Genomic DNA, 22,155 nt, shown 5'->3' with positions numbered 1-22,155 from the left:
CCCGTGTCTGAACCTCCTGCTCTGCAATCCGTTCCCGGCCAGCGTCGCGCGGCCATCATCCGCCAGGTGGTGGTGGGGAAGTGTGGGCTGTTGGGCCGCCCGTCATGCGCCCCCAATAGCTGATACAAGAAACCCCTCCGGAAGCTCCATGCCTCCAGAGGGGTTTCGCTATCGCTTGGTTTGCGATCAGAGCTTGGTGACGTCTTTGCGCGTCAGCGACGTGGTAACGCCCTTCTCCGCGTCGCTCAGCGTCGAGACCGGAATCCTGACGATGCGGCCATCGAAGATGATGCTTACAGCGCCATCGCGCACGCGATCCACACGCCCGATCCGGCGGCCGTCAGCAGAATAGACCATGACGCCCTGCTTCACGTTAGAAGCAGCAGCAGGTGCGCTGGCTTCCTGCGCCATGGCGGGCACAGTGGCCAGGGATGCTGCGATGATGAGAAATTTGATGCTGTGCATGTTGCAACGGACCTTTGAAAAGAAGCGATTTAAGGAATCGCCAAGGCCCCTATGCCGCCGCGATACAATTGTCGAGCATGATGATCCATGCTTCCATGTTCTTGATCTGGATCAGTCAATCCTGCCGTCCCCCGCTGTAGGACAGTCGCACGATCGCCGGGCGAAAGCCCCCCGTTGGCTGTGGAGCAAGGGATGTACGAGCATATTCTGATTTCGACCGATGGTTCGGACGTGGCGCAAAAGGGGGTCGAATGCGGCCTCGATCTGGCGAAAAGCCTGCGGGCCAAAGTCACGATCCTCACTGTCACCGAGCGGCTTGGCCATCATCGCGGGACGCTGAAATGGGACCCGGCATCGGGCGAACGGCCTGGTTATGAAGACAGCCTGAGCCAGGACGAAATCGCCGGCGAAACATTGGCTTCCGCACAGGCCACGGCAAGGCGGGCAGGTGTCGCGGCCAGAACGCTCCATGTGCGCGATGCGTGCCCCGCCGATGCGATTATCGGGGCGGCGCAAGCCGAAGATTGCCAGCTTATCGTGATGGCATCGCACGGGCGCACCGGGCTGGGGCGTGTCCTGCTGGGCAGCCAGACGTCCGCCGTGCTGGCGCGCAGTTCCATCCCGGTTCTGGTCGTGCGTTGATGCGATCGGCCGCGTGGATTTGCACCGGCCCGCAAGCGAGTCGCACGAAAATCCGGAAGTAGAGAAGATGTACTTAAGTCCATAAATTCAATTGGTTCTCCGAATCCTTCCCGAAGAATCTGCTTATTTCCTTGTAAGGAAACATTGTTTCCCAGGCGCGGATCTTGGCGCCTGTACAACCTGTATAACCTTTACACTGTGTCACATATTTGGGATATCTGGCGGACCACGAAGCTCACTTAAGAGAGCACGTGGAAGCACGCAGGCATTGCCTGCGATGATAATGAGGGGAGAGGGCAAATGAAATTACGGACAGTCCTGATGTCGTCGGTTGTCGCTGCCGCGACGCTGGCCGAACCAGCCTTTGCGCAAGAGGCGCAACAGGGCGGGCAAGGCACCCGGCTTGAAGAAATCATCGTCACCGCGCAACGGCGCGAACAGTCGCTGAAAGACGTGCCGATTTCGATCGCCAGTTTCGGTGAAGAGAAGCTGGCCAAACTGGGCATCGCCAAGATCGAGGATCTGGCGAGCAATGTGCCCAATCTGTTCGTCAACAATTTCAACGGCACCGCGGATACGGTCCGCCTGTTCATTCGCGGGATCGGCCAGAACGACGTATCGGTGACGCAGGACCCCTCGGTCGCGCTCTATATCGATGGCGTCTATGTCGGTTCTTCCTTCGGCGCGGGCTTCGATGCGGTCGATCTCGAACGGATTGAGGTGCTGCGCGGGCCGCAAGGGACGCTTTACGGGCGCAATGCCACCGGCGGTGCGATCAACCTTATCACGCTCAAGCCCAACACCGACAATTTCGGCGGCAAGGTGGAACTGAGCTACGGCAATTACGATTATCGCAACGCCAAGGCGTCGATCAATGTGCCGATTGCCAAGGATGTCGCTGCGTTCCGTCTGTCCGGGCTGATCACCAAGCGTGACGGGCTGTACAAGAACACCGGCCTCGGCAAGGATTGGGCGGAGCAGAACCGCAAGGCGATGCGTGCGGCCTTCCGCCTGCAACCCAGTTCGGACCTGACGTTCGACTATGCGTTCGATTATTCGCTGGTGAAGGATACCGGCAACCTTTCGGTGCCTATCGCCGGGGGCGGCAACTTCAGCACTCCGGTTTCCGGTCCGGTGTCCATTCCGGGGATCGGGATGGCGCTGCCCACGTTGATCGTGAAATATTCGGATCCTTTCCCGTTCAGTTCCAAGCGCCCGAAGAGCGCCGAGGCGCTGAGGGAATACCTGCCGTCGCGGTCCGAGGTCTATGGTCACACCTTCACTGCCGAATGGCAGGCGGCGGATCGTGTCACCGTCCGTTCGATCACCGGCTATCGCAAGGTCGACAGCCGGTCGTACACCACCAGCCTGCCGACGCAGACCGGACAGTTCGATACGATCCTTCTGCCACCGGGTGCGCCGGGCCTCCCCGCCGGAACCGTTCTAAATAGGAACGGGCCGTGGGCGGTCAGCGCGACGAATGCGCATACCAAGTATCGCAATTTCTCACAGGAACTGCAGATTCTTGGCGATGCCGATATCGGCGGCGGCAATCTGAATTATGTCGCCGGGGTCTATTTCTACGATGACCACGGCCGTCAGGATGCGCCGGGCGAAGCAATCACCGGCCCGCGTGCGCAAGCGTTCGCCGAAGTCGACAACCAGTCTCTGGCGGCTTTCACCGAGCTGACTTACACGCCGGGCGGCGATGACGGGCGGCTGCACATCACGCTGGGTGCGCGCTATTCCAGCGACAAGCGGGAAGCGAACCGTGTGAACGAGAATTCCCTCTCCTTCGCGGCACTGGGCGGCTTCACGGCGGACAATTGCGCGTATCTTGCCAGCACTTTCGCGGCGCTGGGGCAGACCTGTACGCCCGGTGGGGCGGTGCAGGGCGCGCGCTACAAGAAGAAATTCCACAATTTCAGCCCGGCGTTGACGATCGGCTACGATGTGAACCCCGATGTGCGCATCTATGCCAAGGCGGCCACTGGTTATAAGAGCGGCGGCTCGTCGCAACGTTCGGCCAACCCGACCAATTTCACCGAAGGGTTCGAGCCTGAAAAGCTGATGTCCTATGAAGCGGGCATCAAGGGCGATTTCTTCGATCGCCGCGTGCGCTTCAACATGGCGGCCTTCTATGTGAAGATCGACAACTATCAGGCCAGCGTGCAGACCGGTTCGACGCCGGGTGACCGCGACTTCGTCGGGATCGACAACAGCAAGATCTACGGCATCGAAGCGGACGTGACAGTGGCGGTGACGGAAGGGCTGCGCCTGAACGGAAGCATGGGTCTGTTGCACACCAAGTTCGGGCAGAGTTCGCTCAACGTGCTGCGCGATACCGGCGAAACCGTGACGGAAAAGTTCATCAAGCCGTTCTCCTACGCGCCGAAATTCTCAGGCACGCTGTCAGTCGACTATGATCGGGAAATTACCGATGATTGGGGTATCTCCACCCACATCGGCTATTCCTATCAGGGCAAGATGCACACTTCGACCAATCTCACCGATGATCGCATGCTCGATGCGCGCAATCTGGTCGATGCCAGCATTTCGCTCATCCGCAGGAACGTGGGTGGCGATGGCAGCGTCGAATTCAAACTGTGGGGCAAGAACATCTTCAACGAAGATTATCGCACGGTCGCCTTGGGCAGCTTCGCTTCGTTGAGGGCGCAGACGGTGGCCGAATTCGGCGAACCGCGCACCTATGGGGTTAGCCTGATCGGCAAGTTCTGATCGGTTGCCGGCATGGGGAGGGGCGCAGCCGTTATCCCCATGCCGGCCATCCAATGGGCGGGCAGCTTCGCGGCACATATTCCGTGGATCGACCGGCCTGAATTTCGCCCCGCCATGCGCCGGACCGGCGTATGGCGGGGTTTCTTGTTATAACACCGCTGCGGCCTTGCGCGGTCAGGCGCCGCTGACCGCGCGGCGTTCCACGCGGGCGAGCAGGGCGAAGCAGATCGCCGCCAGCACGAACCCGCCGATATAGACCTGTACCGCCAGATCGTAATCGCCCATCGCTTCCCGCAGCAGCCCGGCCAGCGGGGCCATGCCGAACAGGAACGGCAACGTGGCGAACCCGGAAATGCCCATCACGGTGGCAAAGCGCTGGGCGCCGTAGATGCGGGAGACCAGCACGCCCTTGGCGCTGATGAAGCCGCCGCCGCAAGCGCCGATCAGCACCGCATCGAGGATCAGAAGCGGATAGCTGACCGGGATGATGAGAATGATCCACACCACCGCCTGCAGCAGGGCGTTGGCGGTCAGCGCGACACTGGCATTCAGCCGGTCCGCCAGCCAGCCGAAAGCGACCGAGCCGATAATCCCCGTTCCGGCGGAGATCGACAGGAGCAAGGCAGCCCGGCCATAGTCCCATCCGGCTTCCGTCAACAGCGGCACCATATGGGCCGTCTTGCCCACCCCGGCACCCACCAGCAGGCCGGAACCGGCGACGAGCAGCAGAAAAGCGGGTGTCCTGAGCAGGGCCCAGGCGGAGGTTTCTGCCTGTTCCGCCTGCACTTTGCCCGTTTCATCCGCTGCGGTCTGGCCGCGTGCCATCTGCCCGACCTGCGCGGGCTGATCGATCACGGTCCAGATGATCGGGATCGCGGCCAGATAGCAAAGGCCCAGCAGAAGGCAGAGATCGCGGAAGCCGAGCAGCGGCAGGAGCTGGACCACGGCGAGCGGCACCGCCATCGCCAGGATCGGCATGTTGACCAGCCCGAGCGCGCGGCCCTGACCTTCCCTGTACCAGTTGGAAACCAGCGTATAGCACGGAATCGGGCCCATCAGAGTGATGCCGGGGCCGATGAACAGCCCATAGCAGACGAGCATTTCGAGCGCGCTTCCGGCGAAGGCGAGCCCGGCATAGCCGAGCGCGGCCTGCACGGCCCCGAACAGCATGAGCTTGCGGATGGAAAAGCGCTCTATCAGCCAGCCGAGCGCGGGGGAAAGCAGGCCGTTGGCAAGAATGATCAGGGAAATGCCCAGCGCCACCACCGACCGTTCGGTGTTCATCCGTGCTTCCATCGGAGTGACCAGGACACCGAAAGCGCCGTAAGTGAGGCCGATGGCGAGATTGAAGATCAGGAAGGCCTGCAACACCATGCGAGGCCCCAGAAAGCGGGGATATTGAACGGCCAATGGACACCTTCCCGATCCGGCGCAGCTTCCGAGGATTCTATTTATGCTGCGAGAATGAAGGCCGGGCTTTTCACAGCAATTGCGCCGGATCGCAAGAGTTCTTGGACAGCGGGCGGCTCAGCCCGGTAGGCGGGTCCACATCTGCGAACGGCAGCCGATGCCGCCGACCAGGCAGCCCTTGCCTTCCAGCCGGTCCTTGCCGCGCACGGTGATCGTGCCCGAGAAAGTCTTGCCGATATCGGGGACATAGACCCGCCCGCGCCAGACCCCGTCTCTCACTTTCCTGAAATCGCGAAACAGCGTCAAGCCGACCAGCGGTTGATCGCTGCCTTTCCGGGCATCGGCAATCGCCTTGTCACTGGCCCAGACGACCACCCCGCACATCGCCTGTCCGCACGGTTCCGCGCGGACCTGGACGCTGCCGCCGGGGTTCTGCCAGATGCCATAGGACCTGTCGGGTTTGGCCGCCTCTGCGGCGGTGGCGGTAAGCAGGATGGTGCACGCTATAACAGTCCGGGCCAGTGCCATCTTCGGTTCCTGATGTTGCCGTATATTGCCACTGCCCTGTTTGTGCCGCCGAACGGGGGCAGTGGCAATTGCGAAGCACGCCGCTCGGCCCACCCCTTCGCAACCTTCGATATCAGGATTGCCCGGTTCCTGTGTGCGGTGAGGCGATTTCTTCTTTCAAAAAGCTGCGGTTACCTTGCGCGGGATACAACGCAGCAAGGGGGATGGGCATGAGATGGCAGGGCGTTTCGGGCGTTGGCTCAGCCGTATTCCCGGTTGCTTGCCGTGTGGCGGTGCTGATGCTGGCGGGTGCGGCCTTGCTGTCCGGCTGCGAATGGCGGCCGGAACCGCGCAGTCTGAAGGATATGGAAAGCCGGATGACGGTGCGCGACGATGCGCCGCAATCGCGCATGGTTCTTCTGGAGCAGAACGGCGATGGGGCGAACCGCGCATGGGAAAGCAGCTTCCGCCCGGCCGGGGAGGATTCCGTCTTCCGCGCGGCTGAGGTCGCCCCGGACAGGCTGGCGGAAACCGAAACCCTGCTTTCCGAGCTGAAAGCGCGGGAGATGCCGGATCGCTCGATCCAGTTCGATTTGCCCGCCGATATCCTGTTCGATTTCGACAAGGCGGATTTGCGCCCCGATGCGGCCCAGGCGCTGGAAAAGGCCGCACGGCTGATCAGCGCATACGAACGCGCGCCGCTCGGTGTCGTCGGCCACACCGATGCCAAGGGGGACGATCCCTACAACGACCGGCTTTCGCTCCGCCGCGCTGAGACCGTGGCCGCATGGCTGAAAGAAAAGACTGGGCGCGATGCGACGGTGAAAGGCATGGGCGAACGGCAGCCGGTGGCCGCCAATGCCCACCCCGATGGCAGTGACGATCCGCAAGCGCGGCAACGCAACCGCAGAGTGGAAATCAGCCTCCTTCCGCCCCCGGCCTAGCAACAGACTTCAAGCAGAGAGACAGACCATGGCGCTCATCCCTTGCCCCGAATGCAAACATCAGGTTTCGACCAGGGCCGCCGCATGCCCGCAATGCGGCTATCCGATCGCGGAAAAATCCGGCCTGGCCCGCTTTGCGGAAAGCGATGCGGGCAGCAAGGCGGTTGGCGCCATCGGCGGCTGGCTGATCGCGCCGTGGGTGGCGCGGGCGGTGGCGGTCATCGCTTTTGCCATCGTCGCGATCGTGATGTTTTCGATGGGCCGGTAACAGGCGGGCGCCATCAGGGGGCGCCGTAGATATAGCGCCCTTCCTTTACGGTTCCCGAAACCTTGATATCCAGCAGCCGTTCCGGCGATGTGGCCGTGGGATCGCGGTCGAGAATGACGAGATCGGCCAGCTTGCCGGGTTCCAACGTCCCTTTCACATTGTCCTCGTGCAACTGGTAGGCGGCGTTGCGCGTCACTTCGAGCAGGGCCTCATAGGGCGTGACCCGCTCTTCCGGACCGAGAATGTCGTTCGAGCGTGTGCGGCGCGTGGTGGCCGACCAGATCATGCGCATGACATCGGGCGGCACCACCGGGGCATCGTTGTGAATGCTCGGGTGCAAGCCCAGATCGAACGCGTCGCGCTGCGGCGAGATATGTTCCGCACGCGGCAGGCCCAGTGTCACCTCGCGGTGCCAGTCGCCCCAGTAGAACGTATGCGCGGCGAAGAACGAAGGCTCGATATCCAGCGTTTTCATCGCTTGCAACTGGTCCACCCGCGCCGTTTGCGCGTGGATGGCGATGGTCCGCTGCATCGGTTTGCCGCGCGTCTGCCCCACCGCCTGCACACTGTCGATCAACTGCTGGATCGCCGCGTCGCCATTGACATGGACGAAGACCTGCCAATCGTGATCCGCCGCCTTGCGCAGGAGCCCCTGCAGCACGTCATCGGGAATCTGGCGATAGCCGCTGTAGTCCTTCTCCCGCCCATGGGGCACGATATGGTAGGGATGCGTCAGCCACGCGGTGCGCCCTTGCGGCGATCCGTCGGCAAGAATCTTCACCCCCGCCGCGCGCAGGTGCTGCGTGTATGTCCGTGAAAAGGGAACCTGCTCCAGCCCGGTCGGCCATGCCTGCATCAGGGGCAGGGCATGAATATCGATGAACAGCGCGTCCTGCTTTGCCGCGGTCTCCAGCAGAGTCCATGTCTCGGGCAGGGCGGCGCCATCCTGCGCCGTGGTCAGGCCGTAGCTGGCATAGATTGCCTGCGCTTTCTTGAGCTGCTCAACCTGCTTTTCCGGCGTGGGCCGCGGGGTGATGGCGTAAGCCACGAAGATGGCGCTTTCCTCGATCACGCCCGATGCCGTCTTGCCATCCGCTTCGCGCCGGATGACGCCGCCCGGCGGGTCGGCATCGGTATGCAGCAGTTTCGCCAGTTCCAGCGCTTTGGTGTTCAGCACGGCGAGGTGGCCTGAAACATGGGCGATCAGGATCGGCCGGTCGGCGGAAACGGCATCCAGTTCCTGCCGGGTCGGATGGCGCTTCTCCACCAGTTCGGCATCGTCATAGCCGGTGCCCATCACCCATCCGTCCGGATGGGTTTGCGCATATTGCCGCAGGGCGGCTTGCAGGCTGGCGATATCCGAAACCGGGCCCACCGGCGGAGGCTGCAACGCGGCGAGATCGGCCTGCTGGCCGACGCCGGTGATATGGCCGTGCGCATCGATAAAGCCGGGCAGCACCGTCTTGCCTTGCAGATCGACCACCTTGGTCGTGCGGCCCCGCATACGCTCGATCTCGCTGTCGCTGCCGACGGCGAGGATCTTGCCATCCTTGACCGCCACGGCTTCGGCCCGTGCATCGGGGGCCGTCATCGGCACGACATTACCATGCAGGAACACCATATCCGCTTTCGCCGCCGCGAAGGCCGTCGTCGCCATCAGCAGGCCCGCCAGCGCGATCCCCGCAGCCCCTCTCCGCGCGGCCCGGCGATGCCCGGTGCGCAGCGTCAACGAAAATGCGGACATGCCATTCCTCCCTTAGCGGCGGTGGATCGCAGGACCTGCCACCGGCGCGATCAAACTATTCATGGGCCAAATCGGCGGCGCTTGGCCGAACCGCTTCCTTGGTGCACCGCGCCCGGCTCTATCGCAAGTGGCCTGTACCGCTTTCCACCGATCCACGGGTAAACGGGTAATTTGCGGGGCTGCCTAAACTGTTCTGTAAAGGTGTTCGGCGTGTTTCAGAATGGCTTCCTGTCCCGCCGTCTGAAAGGGAATGCGCAAGGCGTCCAAGGCAGATGCCACATCGCCAGCCTGACCGGATGCTTCATCAAGCAGAACCACAGTGCGCGCCGCCGGAGCGAGCAGACGTAGCGCGAGGCTCATCAGCCATGAATCCGTACCGTCCATAGCCAATCCGCCGCGCTCGAGACACTCTCCGGTCAGCACGAGCATATCGATCCGGGGAACAGGGAATCCTTCCTGGAGGAGCATGGCATCGGTCGCGCCGAAGATCAGCAGATCGACCGCGCGGTTCATCGACAGCATCTGGCCTGCGGCGAGTTGCGAAACCGGGCCCTGTTCGAGCAGAGTCGTGCCGATCGCAATGCCCGCCCGGTTGTGCAGTCCGGCACGGATGCCTTGGCCTGCCAGCGCAAGAGCGAGTTGGTGCGAAGTGCGTTCGGCCGTCTGCCCGCCAAGCACGGCGATCACGGGAATGTGCCCATCACCGCCCAGCATCGTCTGGAGCAGCAACGGGTAAAGATGATTGCCTGTTGTGCCGCCCAGCTGCGGTTGGGCGTTGATTTCACAGATCATGCCGCCACTTTGCTGCCAGCTTGTCGCGATATCCGGGATGATGAGGTCGATCCCGGCAACATCCAGTTGCAGGGCTTGCGCTGCGCGGACAGCCAGAAGGGCGTTGTCGGGATGCATTCTCTCGGTGACGGCCACCGGCATGCCGCCGCTGCTGACATTGGAGGACCGCCGCATCCGGACGAACAGGCCCGCATCCGGAATTGCATCGATGGCCAGACCTTCGCGGGCGAGAAGGCCCTGCGCTTCGTCATCCAGCTTGAGCCGCTTGAGCGGAGTATGGGGCCCTTCGCCGCGCGCGGGGTTCGTATTGGCCGCGTCCACCAGTTGCTGAATGGTGGACACGCCGTCTCCCACGACCCCGGCGGGTTGTCGTTCCACGGCCCACACACATTGGCCGCGAAACACGGTCAGACGGTAATCGTTGCCTTTGACGAATTGCTCCACGAGGACGAGATGCGATTTCTGCCTCGCCACTGCGTAGGCCTCGCGCACTTCATCCGCTGTTCGCAGATCGGCATGCACGGCGATCCCGCCGTCCTTGTCGGCCGGTTTGACCACGACGGGATAGCCCAGCTGTTCGGCGATCCGAAGCGCCTCATCCTCATTCCCGGCAAGGTGATGCAAGGGCACGGGGAGGCGATGGCGTCGCAGGATCAAGGCTGCTTCGTGCTTATTGCGCGCAAGGTGCGTGCCCAGCACGGGTGTGAATTGGGTCAAAGTGCTGCTGAACAGAACGGATTTCCGTCCGAGGCCATACTGGATGGCCTGTATGCCCGGCAGTTCCTGAAACGCGATGCCGTTTTGCACAGCGGCGCAGAGCATGCGCGGCACATTGCTGTTGCGTGGTCTTGTATCTTGCAACAGCCTGAATTGCTCATGCCATGCCTGCCGCGCGTCCGCCCTTTCTTGTTCCGGGACCGTGCCGCGCGCCAGCGATTGAAAGAGTGCCAGTGCCTGAATAACGAGGTTCATCTGCGGCGTTCTGCCGAATGCCAAGCCCGGTATCGCGAACGTAGTGGTAGGGGCGTCGATGCCTACGCAGCTTGTCGTTTGCGCAATCGGCAACTGGGCGATGATTGCAAGGTGATCGACGGTTCGCGCAAACCATTTGATCGTTGCGATATAGTCCGTTTCGTCAGCTGGAACGGCATCGTTGACCGGGGGCAGGGGCGGCAGATCGGGGAGCCCGCTGAAAAGGCCCCGAAACTCCTCCCACAATTCTTGCCGCCGGTCACCGGTCAGCGAAGGGATGGTGACGTTGAGCAGGATGGTGGGATAGCTGAAGCCATAGCCATAGCCGGGCATGAGTTGCACTGGCCCGACCACCGACCAGGCTTCGCGGTTCGGGTTGGCATCGGTTGTCATCGTGTCGTCGAATGCCGTTCAGGTTTCACGCAGGCAATGGTCAGCAGCGACCAGTTCATGCCGACCCGCCCATCGGGCAGATTTACGATGCCCAGTTCCCGTTCGATGGCATCGGCTGCGGCGTGAGGGGTGCTCTTGCAGATATCGAACAGGTGATAAGCGAAATCGCCCATTCCTTCACGGTCTATGAAATCCCAGGTGAAATTCTGCTGTTGGCTGGATGCGATGTGCCAGCCTGCGGCCTGCAGTTCCTCGAACGTCCGTTCCCCCAGATACCTGCCGTCATGGCCGGTGCTGTTGTGATCGCCGACGAACCCATCGAGAAACCGCGCGGCTGCGCTGCCTTCGGCCACGTCCGACAGGATGAAGCGCGCGCCCGGCTTGAGAACGCGGGCGATTTCCGTGAACAGTTCGCGCTTGTCCTCCAGATGATGTAACCCGGCCAGGCTGACAACCACATCCAGTTCGTCATCATCCCACGGCAGCGGGAGCAGCGGCCGGCTTGCCGAAGCGCTTTGGCCCGTGCCGTGATTGGTGAAACTCGCGCAGGGTTCATGCCCTTCCCAGATCGCTCCGGAAGGCAGGTAAGCTTTCAGATAACCGCCGCCGGCGGGGATATCCCCCACGCGCATGCCCGGCTGGATATCCGCGAGCTGGAGAAGCTGGGCGAATTCCGCTTGCCGTGCATCGGGGTAGCGATGCATCGCAAAATCGTATGCGGCCCCTCTCTTGTCGAACAGTTCCGCGTAGGATTGCATAAGGGTCCCCTACGCCTTCACCGCTGCAAGCGGGTCGGCGTTGGATGAGATGATGTTCGAAAGTTGGATGGCTTCACTCCACCCACCCCTTGTCCGTTCCTTGCCGCACTGGCGGGCTGGCTGCAACTGCTGTCGTTATCGCGCCACCCGGCCTTAAGGCAGATTCTCAGCCCAGCGGGCGACGCGTTCGAACAGGTGGGTGCGGCTGGGATAGACGAAGTGGTTGTGGCGCGTTTCGGGAAGCACCAGCAATGTCACTTCGGGACTGGCGCCATAAGCCTGCGGCGTGCGGTAGGGATCGCCGTGGAGATCGCTGTCGCCAAGGGCGATCAGCACAGGCACGGTGATCGATGCCGCATCCCCGGCGATGATTTCGGGGAGCATGGCCATCAGGGACGGGGTCATCATAACGCGTTCGATGGCGGCCGCTGCCGAAACGGCGCGCTTGGTGGGCTGGGCCTGCAATTCATGCCACGGCCCTGCGGGAAAGCGCTTGCGGGCGAGTGCGACCAGATTTTCGCGGGCATGGACGACATCCAGCGCCCGGTCCGCATCCGTCAGATGTGCGGGAACCCCGGCAGTGTGGAACCCCATCAGAGCGAGCCCGTCATGCTGGCCCGCGCGGGCTTGCTGGACGATCGTCATCAGGGCGCCCAGCGAATGCGCCGCGCCGACCGAGCGGAGCGCGGGCATCGCCGGAACGCCCGGAACGAGGCCGCCCTCGCGCAGGCCCGCCAGAATGCGGTCCGTCACCAGTGCGGCCGCATCGGCGGTGCGGTCGGGATGCAGCAGATAGGCGTCCGCCGGACAGGTGCTGTCCCCCGCACCCAGCGGATCGATCAGGACGACGGCATGGCCACGGGCGAGCATCGCCTGCGCGAAACTCGCTTCCGCTTCGCCCGGGGGTGTGGGCAGATCGAAATAGCGCCGGTTCATCCCCCCGCCGGGCAGGCAGACGAAAACGAGATCGGGCACCTGCCCTTCAGGCAGCAGCACTTCCGCGGCAAGCTGCGCCGGTTCGCCGAAGCGGGCGATTTCGGTGACATCGGTATCGATGCGATGGCGGATCAATGTGGCATCCCTTCCCATGGCGCGGTATCCGGATGGCACAATGCCAAATCCGGGACAGTGTCAATGCGCTTGCCCAATGGCGTACGCGATCAGCGTGTATTCCGCAGAGTCAGCATATAGGCCGACAGGCTATCAAGCTGTTCGGGCGCGATCTCGAAATTCATCATCTCGGGATAATTGTGGGAATCGCGCAGCCATGTGGCGAGCGTTTGCGGCGTCAGGCCGGGCGTGTTCACGATCACTTCGAAAGCGGGGGCCTGCGGAATGGGGGAGAGGCTGTTTCTGGCCACGCCATGGCAGGATGCGCAGTGGGCGGCGGCAAAGGCCTGACCCTGCGCGGCGCCCTGAGCCGAAGAGGTAGGGCTTGGTGTGGCAGGGCGGGGTGCAGCGGCTTCGGGCGCCGGGGCGGGGCTGCAGGCGGGCGTCAAAACGCAAGCAGCGAGAATGGCGAGAACGCGATAGGTAGGCATGGAAAGCGCATACCCGGCGATCGTGCCGTCAAGCAAGGCGCATGGAGGGGGGGGCGCTATCCACCGGGGAATCGCCATGAAAAAGGCCCCGCCCGCATCCCGTTCGGGTCAGCAGGCGGGGCCTTTCATTCACTTGGGCGAAGGTCAGTCGACCTTGGCTTTTTCGACCGGCTCGTTCTGGGCCGCGGCTTCGACTTCGGCGGCCTTCTGCTCGGCTTTCGCGCCCAGCTTTTCAGCCGCGGCACCCGCCTTGCTGGCCGCTTCGTCCGCCTTGTGCGCGGCGGCATCGGCGGCCGAACCGGCGGCCTTCGCCGCGTCTTCCGCCGCGTTGCCCGCTGCATCGGCGGCCCGCTTCATATCCTCGCTCGCGGATTCGGCGGCGTTGGATGCATGATCCGAAGTTTCCTGAGAACAGGCCGCAAGCCCCAGACCCATCGTCAGGGCAGCGGTAAGAGCAAGTTTCTTCATGGTGTCCGATCCTCTATGATTTGGCCCCTGTGGTGAAAAACCTACGCCTTGGGCGTAGCTGCCGCCTTATCCGCTGCCGGGGCGGCAGGGGGGCGGGCAGTCGGCATGCGGTCCTGCCGGTCGCGGTAACGCTTCATCGCATAGCCGCCCGCAGCCACCGCAAGGAGACCCAGCGGCCAGCGCCGCGCCAGGGAAATGGCCCCGGCGCCCAACGCGGCACCCATGGGGCCGTCAATCCCGGTAAAATGGCGCGATGCGCGTTCGCCAGCAACGGCGCCAAGAATCTTTCCCAGCATGGCATTCTCCAAAATTGTCGCATCGGAAAAAGCGATCCATGGCCGAAAAAGTTCCAGCCTCCCGGGGAATTTGCCAGCACGCCAAGGGCCTGCCTCAACGCATTCTGGAAGAATGGAAGCAAAAGAGCGGGGCCCCGGAAAGGCCCCGCCCATCAGATATTGAGAACGCTCCACGGCTTGCCGACAAGTTCGCCCGCCGCGGCGACATCCGCTTTTTCCATCACTTTCGCGATATCTTCGTTCAGGATCTGGACTTGCGACATGCCGCCGTTCGGAAAGCGGATCAGGACAGCCAGAGCGACCTCCCCATCATGCGTGGCGGTGAAGCCGATCGATTCAATGGTTGCCGTCATCCAGCAACATTCAATCCATGCCCGGCATCGCCATGGGGGCGTGCGGCGGTTCGGTGAAGAACAGGTCCGACGGCGTCATGCCGCCGCCGCCGGGGCGGAACGCGAGGAACAGGTTCCAGCTCGTCAGCTTCTGGACGGCTTCTTCCAGCGGTTCGTCAGGCAGCAGGCGCTTGGCCAGGGTTTCGAACGTGTCGCCGAACTCCGGCTGGATGAAAGCGCGCCGGGGCGGAATGGTGACGTTGTTAAGCATGGTCTATCTCTTTTCCAGTCTCAGGCGGCCTGCGGAACCACGGCACCGTTGCGGGCATCGGTGTAGCCGGTTTCGACATGGTAGGCGCGCTGGCCGTTGACGAACACTTCGCGCACGCCTTCGGCCTGGCGAATGAAGCGGAAACCGGGGGCGGGCAGATCGTGCACCGCGATTTCCGGGCCGCGATCGATCGTTTCCGGATCGAACAGCACCAGATCGGCCGCATAGCCGGGCTTCAGCAGCCCGCGATCCTTGATCCCCCAGATGCGGGCGACATCGTAAGTCAGCTTGTGGACCGCCTGTTCGACCGACATCGCGCCCAGACCCCGGACATAATGGCTGAACAGGAAGCCGGTGTCGCCATAGGTCGAGAAGTTGGTGACGTGCGCGCCGCCATCGCCCGCGCCGATGCCGATCAGCGGATCGGCCAGGAAATGCGCGATCTTGTCGGTGCGGCTGTGGCCCAGCGATTCAAGGCCGAACGAAGTCTGCAGATCGTCCGCCAGCGCGATATCGATGATCGCATCGGCCAGATGGCAGCCGCGTTCCTTGGCGATATCGCCGAGGCGGCGGCCGACGAGGTCCGCGCTGGCTTTGCCCGGGCGTTTCACGAACGCGTCGGCGAAATCGAGATGGAGGCCGATCGGCATCATGAAATTCTCGATTTCGGCCCGAAGCTTTTCCCGGTGTGCGGGATCGCGCAGCGCGGCGATCTTTTCCTCGTGCGGGAGCAGCGTGGTGGCCCACCAGGTCGGCAGCGTGGCGAAAGTCGACATCGGCGCGGTGAGATCGAACGAAAGGTCGATCGGGCGGGTCTGCATCTGCGGCACCACGCGCGCACCGAACGCCGTCTGCAAACGCACGCGTTCATGCGCGATATCGACCAGATCGGGCGAGGAGTTGCTGTCGAACAGCGGCGAAAAGGTGACGGTGAGATCATGCTTGCGCGACAGATCGGCCATGATGTCGATCCGGGCGCAGAGCAGATCCGGGTCCCAGAATTCGGGCACGATCTGGAGAATCGCACCGTGTTCGCCCAGCGTGGCGCACAGCGCGTCAAGCTCACGCGGTTCGGCGAGGCGGGCGGGAACCGGCATGTTCTCATGATCGATGTCGACCCACGAACCGCTCATCCCGATGGCGCCGTCGCGCAGGCATTCGGCCAGCGCTTCCTGCATCGTGGCGATTTCGGCATCGGTCGCCGGGCGCTTGCGCGCATCTTCGCCCATCACCCACAGGCGCAGCAGGCTGTGGCCGACCAGCGGCGCGATATTGATGCCGAGCTGGCTGCGGATGGCGGCGATATATTCGCCGAAGGTTTCCCAGTTCCAGGTGAGGCCCGCGTCGAACGCGTTCTGCGGCATTTCCTCGATCTTGCGGAACGTCGCGCCGAGCAGTGCGCGGTGCGCCGCACGCACGGGGGCGAGGCTGAGCGAGCAGTTGCCCGGAACGATCGTGGTCACGCCATGTTCGAGCGCGGGCTGGGCGAGACCATCCCACACGAGCTGCGCATCGTAGTGGGTGTGCGGATCGATGAACCCGGGCGCGAGGACGAGGCCCTGCGCGTCGATCGCTTCGGCGGCATCGCCCGTAACGTCGCCGACCGCCACAATCCGCCCGTCACGCACGGCGACGGAACCGGTGAAAGACGGGCCGCCCGAACCGTCGCAGATGCGGGCATTCTTGATGAGCAGATCGAAACCCATAGCGTCCTCTCAAACCTTGCTGGGGATGGGCGGGAATCGCCCGCACGTCCATCCTATTTACGGTACAAAACGTAACGTATAACATTCCGATATAGTGAACAAGGTGTAATTTAATCTTTGTGATCCGGCCCGCTTGGGGGCTAGAACATGCGTTATGACGGAACGGAGAATAGCATGACCCGCGAGGTTGGCGAAACGGAAGGTGAGCGCAAGCCGAGAACGCGCGGCCGGCCGCGCAACCCCGCCAACGACGCGGCGATCCTGGCCTGCGCGCGCGAAATCCTGGCGACGCAGGGGGCCGATGCGCTGACATTCGAGGCGGTGGCGCAGGCAACGGGCATTTCACGCGTTTCGATCTATCGCCGCTGGCCCAGCAAGGCGCATCTCGTCACCGATATCGCCACACGCGGCAATACCGTGTTTCCCGATGTGATCGAGGAGGAAGGGATGCGCGCGGAAATGCGGGCCATTCTCACTCTGCTGCACGATCGCTACAGCCAGAAGGATGTGGCGGCGGCTTCCATCGGGGCGCTGGTCGCCTGGCAGCGCGATCCCGCCTTGCGGGGCGAACTGGAAGCCAGCCAGGAACAGGAAGCGCGCGAGATGTTTCGCGGCGTTCTGGCCAAGGGCAAGGCGCGCGGCATGGTGCGCAAGGATGTGGACAGCGATGCCCTGTTCGACATCGCGGTGGGCGCGATCGTCTATGCCAGACTGATCAGCGCGCTGCCCGACCGGACGATCGATATCGAACAGATCGTCGATATCATCGTCCGGGGGACGGAGCCGCGCTGACCGGGTCCCTCAACCCGATCAGCGCATGCCGCCGTCTTACTTGGCCAGCGGCTGGCCGCTTTCGCCCTTGCGGTCGAGAATGCCGGTCAGCTTCAGCAGCGAGATTTCCGGGGCGCCATCTTCCACCGTCACCCAGGCCAGATGATCCATCTCGCCCGGCCCGTGCTGGTGCGAAATCGCCCCCGCAGTGCCCATGGTGATGTAATCGCGGCCGTTGCGCTGGTCATACTTGTAATAGTGATTGTGGCCGGCGATCACGGTGTAGCCGCGATTGCCCAGCGCCTTTTCGATGCGGTCGAATTCCGCTGAATTGAGCGTCCAAGCGGGCTTGTGCATCAGCACGAATGTCCAACGCGCATCCTTGTGGCGTGACAGGACATCCAGCGCCCAGTCGACCTGCTTCTTGCTGAAGCGCGCGCCTTCCAGCGCTTTCATCGCCCCATCGGACTGGCCTTTGGCGCGGTTGGCGTTCACATCGCCCAGCGCTTCCTTCAGCTTGGCTTCGGTCCCCACCGGATCGGTGCGCATGCCCATGGCCATTTCGCGGAACATCTTGGCGAAATCGGCGGGCATGTCCATCGGCGGATCTTCCGTGTCGAGGACGAGGAACAGCGCGCCTTTCCAGGTGAAGGCGTAATAGGGTTCGCCCCGCCGTTCGCGCCAGCTGTCCAGCATGAGCTGGTTGCCGAGATCGTGATTGCCCGGCACGAAGAAGAACGGGGTCTTGGATGCGGCGACGGCGGTTTCGATTTCCGCCCATTCGCTGGCCAGTTCGGCGGGGTCAGAGGTGTACCCTTCGAGCAGATCGCCGACGTTGATGATGAATTCGGGCTTCAGCCCGTCCGCCTGCTTGACTGCCTGTTCGAACACGCCGGGCCGGGCCAGGCCGGTCCGGTCGCCGACCACGACGAAGCGGATGGTGTCGGGGCGCGCTTCCGGCGCCTTGGTCCAGCCGTTGGCTTTCTGGCCGGGCGCATCGGGCACGAAGGCGGGCTGTTCCGTCTGTGCGCCGGCGGCGGTGGCCAGCAGGGCGGCGGACAGGATCGCCGCGCCGAATTTCAGGGATTTCGCTTTCATTTATGGGTCTCCTCTTTCCCAACTCAGGGGGCCCAGACCGAGGGTCCCCGGGCCGGGGGCGGGCGGCGGCCATATGCCATGGGCCGCCTGCCCCCATTCTCGCCATCGGATCGCACGATACGGAAAGACCGGCTGCTCCGCTTTCCGCGCGATACTCTTAGAACGCGATTCGCGCCTCCACCGCAATGCTGCGCGGTTCGTTCATCATCGACATCAGCGTGCCCGGATCGCGCGCGTTCGAAGCCCGCTGCACCATCAGCGCACCGCGCGCGTTGAAGATGTTCTTGCCGATCAGCGCCACCGTCAGCCCGGTATCGGGCAGTTCCACACCGATGCGGCCGTTGACGATCGCCAGCGCATCCGCCCGCTGCTGGGGCGTGTCGGTGATTTCGGTGTAATAGCCCGCTTTCCAGCCGATATTGGCCGAAGCCAGCAGGTTGACCCCATCGCTGAGCGGCGTGTTCAGATCGGCATAGGCCGATGCCGAATGGCGCGGCGCGTTGGGCAGGGCGCGCCCGCTCAGATCCTGCGAACACCCGGTGGGCTTGGCATGAAGCTGGTCGATCGTGCAGGGCGCGTTGGCGAAGCGGCGGTAATGCGCATCGACATAGGAATAGGACGCGCCAAGGCGCAGGCCGTGCACCGGCTGCACCGCCAGTTCCGCTTCGAACCCTTGCGAAACGGCCTTGGCCGCGTTGGTGGTGTCCACCGCGCCGGCGGTGTTGGTCGCCGAAACCTGCAGATCGTCGAACGTGGTGCGGAAAGCGGAAAGGGTGAAATACCCTTTGCCGAAATCGTATTTCGCCCCGACTTCGTAAGCCAGCGCCTTCTCCTTGGAGAACGAAGTGGCGGGCAGCAGGCTGGAAGTGTTGAAGCCGCCCTGCTTGGTCCCGGTCTGCACCGTGCCGTAGATCAGCAGGCGGTTTGACGGGCGGTATTCGATGCGCAGGGCGGGCTGGAGGCGCCCGTCGCTCATCCGCAGATTGTCGTCCGGCGTGCCGGGCAGGGCGACGATGCTGCCATAGACGCCCTGCATCGTGCCTGCGAGCAGTTGTTCCACCGTCAGGCCCGGCCGCAGTTCGAAGCCGGGCACCGGCACGACCGCGCCGTAGCTATCCACCGAGGCGAAGCGGTGGCCGTTGAGATCGAGCGTGTTGCCGAAGCCGCGCCGCACGCTGACGCGATCCCAGCTATACCGCAGGCCGCCTGTCAGCGTCAGCGCGGGGGTGATGTCGTAGCTGACTTCGCCGAACACCGCCCAGCTTTTGCCGCGCTGCCGGAACGGGCTGGCGAGAACCAGCGTGTTGGCCGCGTCGAATCCGGCCAGCGAAGGCAGCAGCGCTTCGGGAATGCCTTGCCCGATCAGCGCCTGGCGCACGCCCCGTCCGACAGCGGCGAGGTTGAGCGCGGAATAGCCGCTGCGCGAAGTCCAGGTCATGTCACCATAAGCGCCGAGGATATAGCGCAGCGGGCGGTCGCTGGCCGAAGTCAGCCGTATTTCCGCCGTCGCGGCTTCGTTGCGGGTGGGGTTGGCCTGCAACAGCGTGTCGATCGGCAAGGCGTCGCCGCGCCGCAGGCGGTGGTAGAAGTTGTTATAGCCGCCAACCACGGTCAACGTGTCGCCGTTGCCCAGTTCGTGTTCCAGTTCGGCCATGGCGATATGCGCTTCGGTGCCGACCAGCGCATCGACGTTGTAGATCCCGGTCTGCCCCGAATAGACTCTGCGATCGAGCTTGGTCTCGATGCCGTTGAACAGCGGGTTGGCGGCATCGGCCGGGCCGACCGCGGTCAATTGCCGGGTGTAGCCGTATTCGGTGTCGCGGAACCATTCGTACTTGACCTTGAGCCGGGTGGTGTCGCTCAGGTCGATATTGGCGCGGCCGCGCAGACCGTATGTGCGCTGGCGCCCGCCGTTGCTTTTGCCGGGGGCGAGATCGTCGAGATAGCCGCCGCGCGTGCGCGCGATCCCGGCCAGGCGCAGGCTGACATTGTCGCCCACGCTCCCGGTCACGGCGCCTTGCGCTTCGAACAGGCCGAAACTGCCCGCTTGCGCGGTGACATAGCCGCCGAAATCCTCTTCCGGTTCGGCGGTGCGGATGCTGATGACGCCGGACAGCGCGTTCTTGCCGAACAGCACCCCTTGCGGGCCGCGCAAGACTTCGACCCCGGCGAGATCGTAGAACGGCGTCAGCGCGCTGCGCGATTTCGAGGAATAGACGCCATCGGTGTAGAAACCGACCGCGCTTTCGAATTCGTCCAGCCCGGGCGAGCCGAGCCCGCGAATGGCGATCTGGTTGATCTGCGCGCTTTTGACGAAATTGAGGCTGGGCGCGAACAGCGCGACATCGCGCACATCCTGCGCCCCCAGCGCTTCGAGCCGTTCTTCGGAAAAGGCCGCGACCGAAACCGAAGTGTCGGTGATTTTCTGATCGCGCCGCTGTGCGGTGACGATGATTTCCGTGCCCCCCGCTTCCGCGGCAGCGGTTTCGTCAGCCGTCTGGGCTGTGGCGGGCGTCGCGGTCAGTGCGATGCTGCTGCCTGCGAGCAACCAGAAAGCTTTACCCCATTCAGTCATTCAATCCTCCCGATTTTGAGGAGTGGCTATCAGGACCATACGAATGTTTCAATACGTGTCGTACAGTAAATCAAAAGATTCGTGGGGTATCTGGGCAATTTATATGTCAGGTTCATGACAGAGGCTTCAAAAATCCGCTGGTTTGAGCAGGGTGGCAATACATGTGTGCGGATGGGATGCGGGCGCGCTTGGCCAAGCGGCGGCGGCTCTGCTACGCCAGCGGGATGGGCAACGGGCAAACCGCCGATCTGATTCTCGCAGCCGGCGGGCAACTGATCGCGCAGGCCGGGCCGGAAGGGGCCAGCGTGCGCGCGATTGCGGAGCGGGCAGGCATTCCGCCGCCGACGTTGCAACACCATTTCCGCAGCAAGGCGCACTTGCTCGAAGCGATCTACGCGCAGGCAGTCACCAGCCATCTGGCGGGTTCGGCGGCCGTTCTGTCCGCGCTTGCCCCCGGTGGGGAAGGGGGCGAGCCCGATTCGGTGCGGCGCGCGGTGCGGCGGGATATCACCGTGGCGCTGGCCGCCGAATGGCTGCGCGAAGGCGCGGCGGCGATACACACCGCCGTGGTGCTGCATCTGCTGGTCCAAGCCGTGCGCGATCCCGCCTATGCCGCGCTGGCGGAGCGATGGGCGGCGGAAACGGCCGCGGCGCTGGCGCATGCGGCCCTGCTGGAGCCGGACGAGGCGTTGTTCCTGGTCGAACTGCTGGTCGGCCTTGTCCTGGCCAGCGGCCCCGCGCTTTTCCGGCGGGAAAGCGATGTGCTGAACCGCGAACTGGTCAGCCTCGCATGCCGGGTGGAAGAAGCGGGCGCGGGCTATTGGCTGGCGCACTTTCGCGCCCTGCGCGGCAAGCGGCCCGGAAAAGGGCCGGCGGAAGTGGAGAGGCAGGGCGGCGTTCCGGCCGATATCCTTCACGCGGGGGTCACGCTGACGGCGGAAACCGGGGCCGACGCGCTGAGTTATCGCAAGATCGCCGCGCGGGCGCAGGTCGCGCCGTCCTCCGTGCTGTATCATTTCCCCGATCGGCGGGCCTTGCTGACCGCGCTCTACCGGGCGGTGCACCAGCGTTTCATGGCGGCCGAACCGTTGACGCAGATGGCGCAATGGCCGCATTTTTCCGCATCCGGGCCGCATGGGCGCATGGCGGATGTCTTCACCTATATGATCGTCGAGCAGCGGGTGGGCGATGTGCCGCTGTTCCTGGCGTCATGCGAACTGTTCCTGATGGGCTGGCGCGAACCCGATCTGGCATCCGATGCGCTGGCCATGCGGCTGGAACGCGGCGCGCCCGACGGGCGGATTTCCGCCGACCGGCAGGAAGCGCTCACCGCTCATCTGCAATCGCTGTGGTCGATCGGGGTGGCGCTGACGCAGTTCGCGCGCCCCTCGGCCAATCGCGTGGCGGACGTGGGGCGCCGGTTGCGCGCGGGGATGCGGATCATGACGGGCGAAGGCTGATCG

The 22,155-nt window shown here is 63.7% G+C and carries 21 protein-coding genes; 6 read left to right on the top strand and 15 right to left on the bottom strand.

Annotated elements, in window-relative coordinates; genetic code table 11:
- Positions 1-186: 186 nt before the first annotated feature.
- Entirely contained in the window at positions 187-465 is a 279-nt protein-coding gene (locus K5X80_RS16090; RefSeq protein WP_222558712.1) for a hypothetical protein, read from the bottom strand.
- A gap of 192 nt (positions 466-657) precedes the next feature.
- Between K5X80_RS16090 and K5X80_RS16085 the strand changes: the two genes are divergently transcribed.
- Positions 658-1,107, top strand: a complete 450-nt coding sequence (locus K5X80_RS16085) for a universal stress protein (protein ID WP_222558711.1) — start codon at positions 658-660, stop codon at positions 1,105-1,107.
- 300 nt (positions 1,108-1,407) lie between these two features.
- The gene (locus tag K5X80_RS16080) at positions 1,408-3,846 is read left to right on the top strand and encodes a TonB-dependent receptor (protein WP_222558710.1); all 2,439 of its coding nucleotides are present in this window, start codon (positions 1,408-1,410) and stop codon (positions 3,844-3,846) included.
- A gap of 174 nt (positions 3,847-4,020) precedes the next feature.
- On the opposite strand, the gene K5X80_RS16075 is transcribed toward K5X80_RS16080, so the two are convergent.
- Together K5X80_RS16075 and K5X80_RS16070 are read right to left on the bottom strand one after the other, a co-directional pair.
- Positions 4,021-5,220, bottom strand: a complete 1,200-nt coding sequence (locus tag K5X80_RS16075; RefSeq protein WP_222558709.1) for an MFS transporter — start codon at positions 5,218-5,220, stop codon at positions 4,021-4,023.
- A gap of 153 nt (positions 5,221-5,373) precedes the next feature.
- Positions 5,374-5,784: a DUF2147 domain-containing protein gene (locus K5X80_RS16070; RefSeq protein ID WP_222558708.1), complete on the bottom strand. Its 411-nt coding sequence runs from the start codon at positions 5,782-5,784 to the stop codon at positions 5,374-5,376.
- A gap of 209 nt (positions 5,785-5,993) precedes the next feature.
- Here K5X80_RS16070 and K5X80_RS16065 point away from each other — a divergent pair, with 209 nt between their 5' ends.
- The gene (locus K5X80_RS16065) at positions 5,994-6,707 is read left to right on the top strand and encodes an OmpA family protein (protein ID WP_222558707.1); all 714 of its coding nucleotides are present in this window, start codon (positions 5,994-5,996) and stop codon (positions 6,705-6,707) included.
- Between the two features lie 28 nt (positions 6,708-6,735).
- Positions 6,736-6,975: a zinc ribbon domain-containing protein gene (locus K5X80_RS16060; protein WP_222558706.1), complete on the top strand. Its 240-nt coding sequence runs from the start codon at positions 6,736-6,738 to the stop codon at positions 6,973-6,975.
- A 13-nt stretch (positions 6,976-6,988) separates the two neighbouring features.
- Here K5X80_RS16060 and K5X80_RS16055 read toward each other — a convergent pair whose 3' ends face one another.
- The 10 genes from K5X80_RS16055 to K5X80_RS16010 form a co-directional block, all read right to left on the bottom strand.
- Entirely contained in the window at positions 6,989-8,719 is a 1,731-nt protein-coding gene (locus K5X80_RS16055) for an amidohydrolase (RefSeq protein ID WP_222558705.1), read from the bottom strand.
- Between the two features lie 183 nt (positions 8,720-8,902).
- Positions 8,903-10,876 (bottom strand): acetate--CoA ligase family protein, encoded by a 1,974-nt coding sequence (locus K5X80_RS16050; RefSeq protein WP_222558704.1) that lies wholly within the window; start codon positions 10,874-10,876, stop codon positions 8,903-8,905.
- Entirely contained in the window at positions 10,873-11,634 is a 762-nt protein-coding gene (locus tag K5X80_RS16045) for a class I SAM-dependent methyltransferase (RefSeq protein ID WP_222558703.1), read from the bottom strand. The genes K5X80_RS16050 and K5X80_RS16045 overlap by 4 nt, the downstream gene beginning before the upstream one ends.
- Positions 11,635-11,787: 153 nt before the next feature.
- Complete coding sequence (locus K5X80_RS16040) at positions 11,788-12,723, bottom strand: alpha/beta hydrolase (protein ID WP_222558702.1); 936 nt, start codon at positions 12,721-12,723, stop codon at positions 11,788-11,790.
- 71 nt (positions 12,724-12,794) lie between these two features.
- Positions 12,795-13,175 (bottom strand): c-type cytochrome, encoded by a 381-nt coding sequence (locus K5X80_RS16035; RefSeq protein WP_222558701.1) that lies wholly within the window; start codon positions 13,173-13,175, stop codon positions 12,795-12,797.
- Between the two features lie 144 nt (positions 13,176-13,319).
- Entirely contained in the window at positions 13,320-13,643 is a 324-nt protein-coding gene (locus K5X80_RS16030) for a hypothetical protein (protein ID WP_222558700.1), read from the bottom strand.
- 41 nt (positions 13,644-13,684) lie between these two features.
- The gene (locus K5X80_RS16025) at positions 13,685-13,939 is read right to left on the bottom strand and encodes a hypothetical protein (protein WP_222558699.1); all 255 of its coding nucleotides are present in this window, start codon (positions 13,937-13,939) and stop codon (positions 13,685-13,687) included.
- 152 nt (positions 13,940-14,091) lie between these two features.
- Complete coding sequence (locus K5X80_RS16020; protein WP_222558698.1) at positions 14,092-14,292, bottom strand: hypothetical protein; 201 nt, start codon at positions 14,290-14,292, stop codon at positions 14,092-14,094.
- Between the two features lie 10 nt (positions 14,293-14,302).
- Entirely contained in the window at positions 14,303-14,542 is a 240-nt protein-coding gene (locus K5X80_RS16015) for a hypothetical protein (RefSeq protein ID WP_222558697.1), read from the bottom strand.
- 20 nt (positions 14,543-14,562) lie between these two features.
- Positions 14,563-16,248, bottom strand: a complete 1,686-nt coding sequence (locus tag K5X80_RS16010) for an N-acyl-D-amino-acid deacylase family protein (RefSeq protein WP_222558696.1) — start codon at positions 16,246-16,248, stop codon at positions 14,563-14,565.
- A gap of 174 nt (positions 16,249-16,422) precedes the next feature.
- On the opposite strand from K5X80_RS16010, the gene K5X80_RS16005 reads away from it, so the two are divergent.
- A complete protein-coding gene (locus K5X80_RS16005; RefSeq protein ID WP_222558695.1) occupies positions 16,423-17,040 on the top strand; it encodes a TetR/AcrR family transcriptional regulator in 618 nt (205 codons plus the stop codon).
- 36 nt (positions 17,041-17,076) lie between these two features.
- Here the strand turns inward: K5X80_RS16005 and K5X80_RS16000 are convergent, their stop codons facing one another.
- Entirely contained in the window at positions 17,077-18,117 is a 1,041-nt protein-coding gene (locus K5X80_RS16000) for a metallophosphoesterase family protein (RefSeq protein ID WP_222558694.1), read from the bottom strand.
- Between the two features lie 157 nt (positions 18,118-18,274).
- Positions 18,275-20,692: a TonB-dependent receptor gene (locus K5X80_RS15995; RefSeq protein ID WP_222558693.1), complete on the bottom strand. Its 2,418-nt coding sequence runs from the start codon at positions 20,690-20,692 to the stop codon at positions 18,275-18,277.
- Between the two features lie 176 nt (positions 20,693-20,868).
- Here K5X80_RS15995 and K5X80_RS15990 point away from each other — a divergent pair, with 176 nt between their 5' ends.
- Positions 20,869-22,152, top strand: coding sequence for a TetR family transcriptional regulator (locus tag K5X80_RS15990; protein ID WP_222558692.1), 1,284 nt, complete (start codon positions 20,869-20,871; stop codon positions 22,150-22,152).
- The last annotated feature ends 3 nt before the right edge of the window (positions 22,153-22,155 follow it).

The organism is Caenibius sp. WL, from assembly GCF_019803445.1.
GTDB lineage: Bacteria > Pseudomonadota > Alphaproteobacteria > Sphingomonadales > Sphingomonadaceae > Caenibius.
This window is presented reverse-complemented; position numbering and strand designations above follow the sequence as displayed.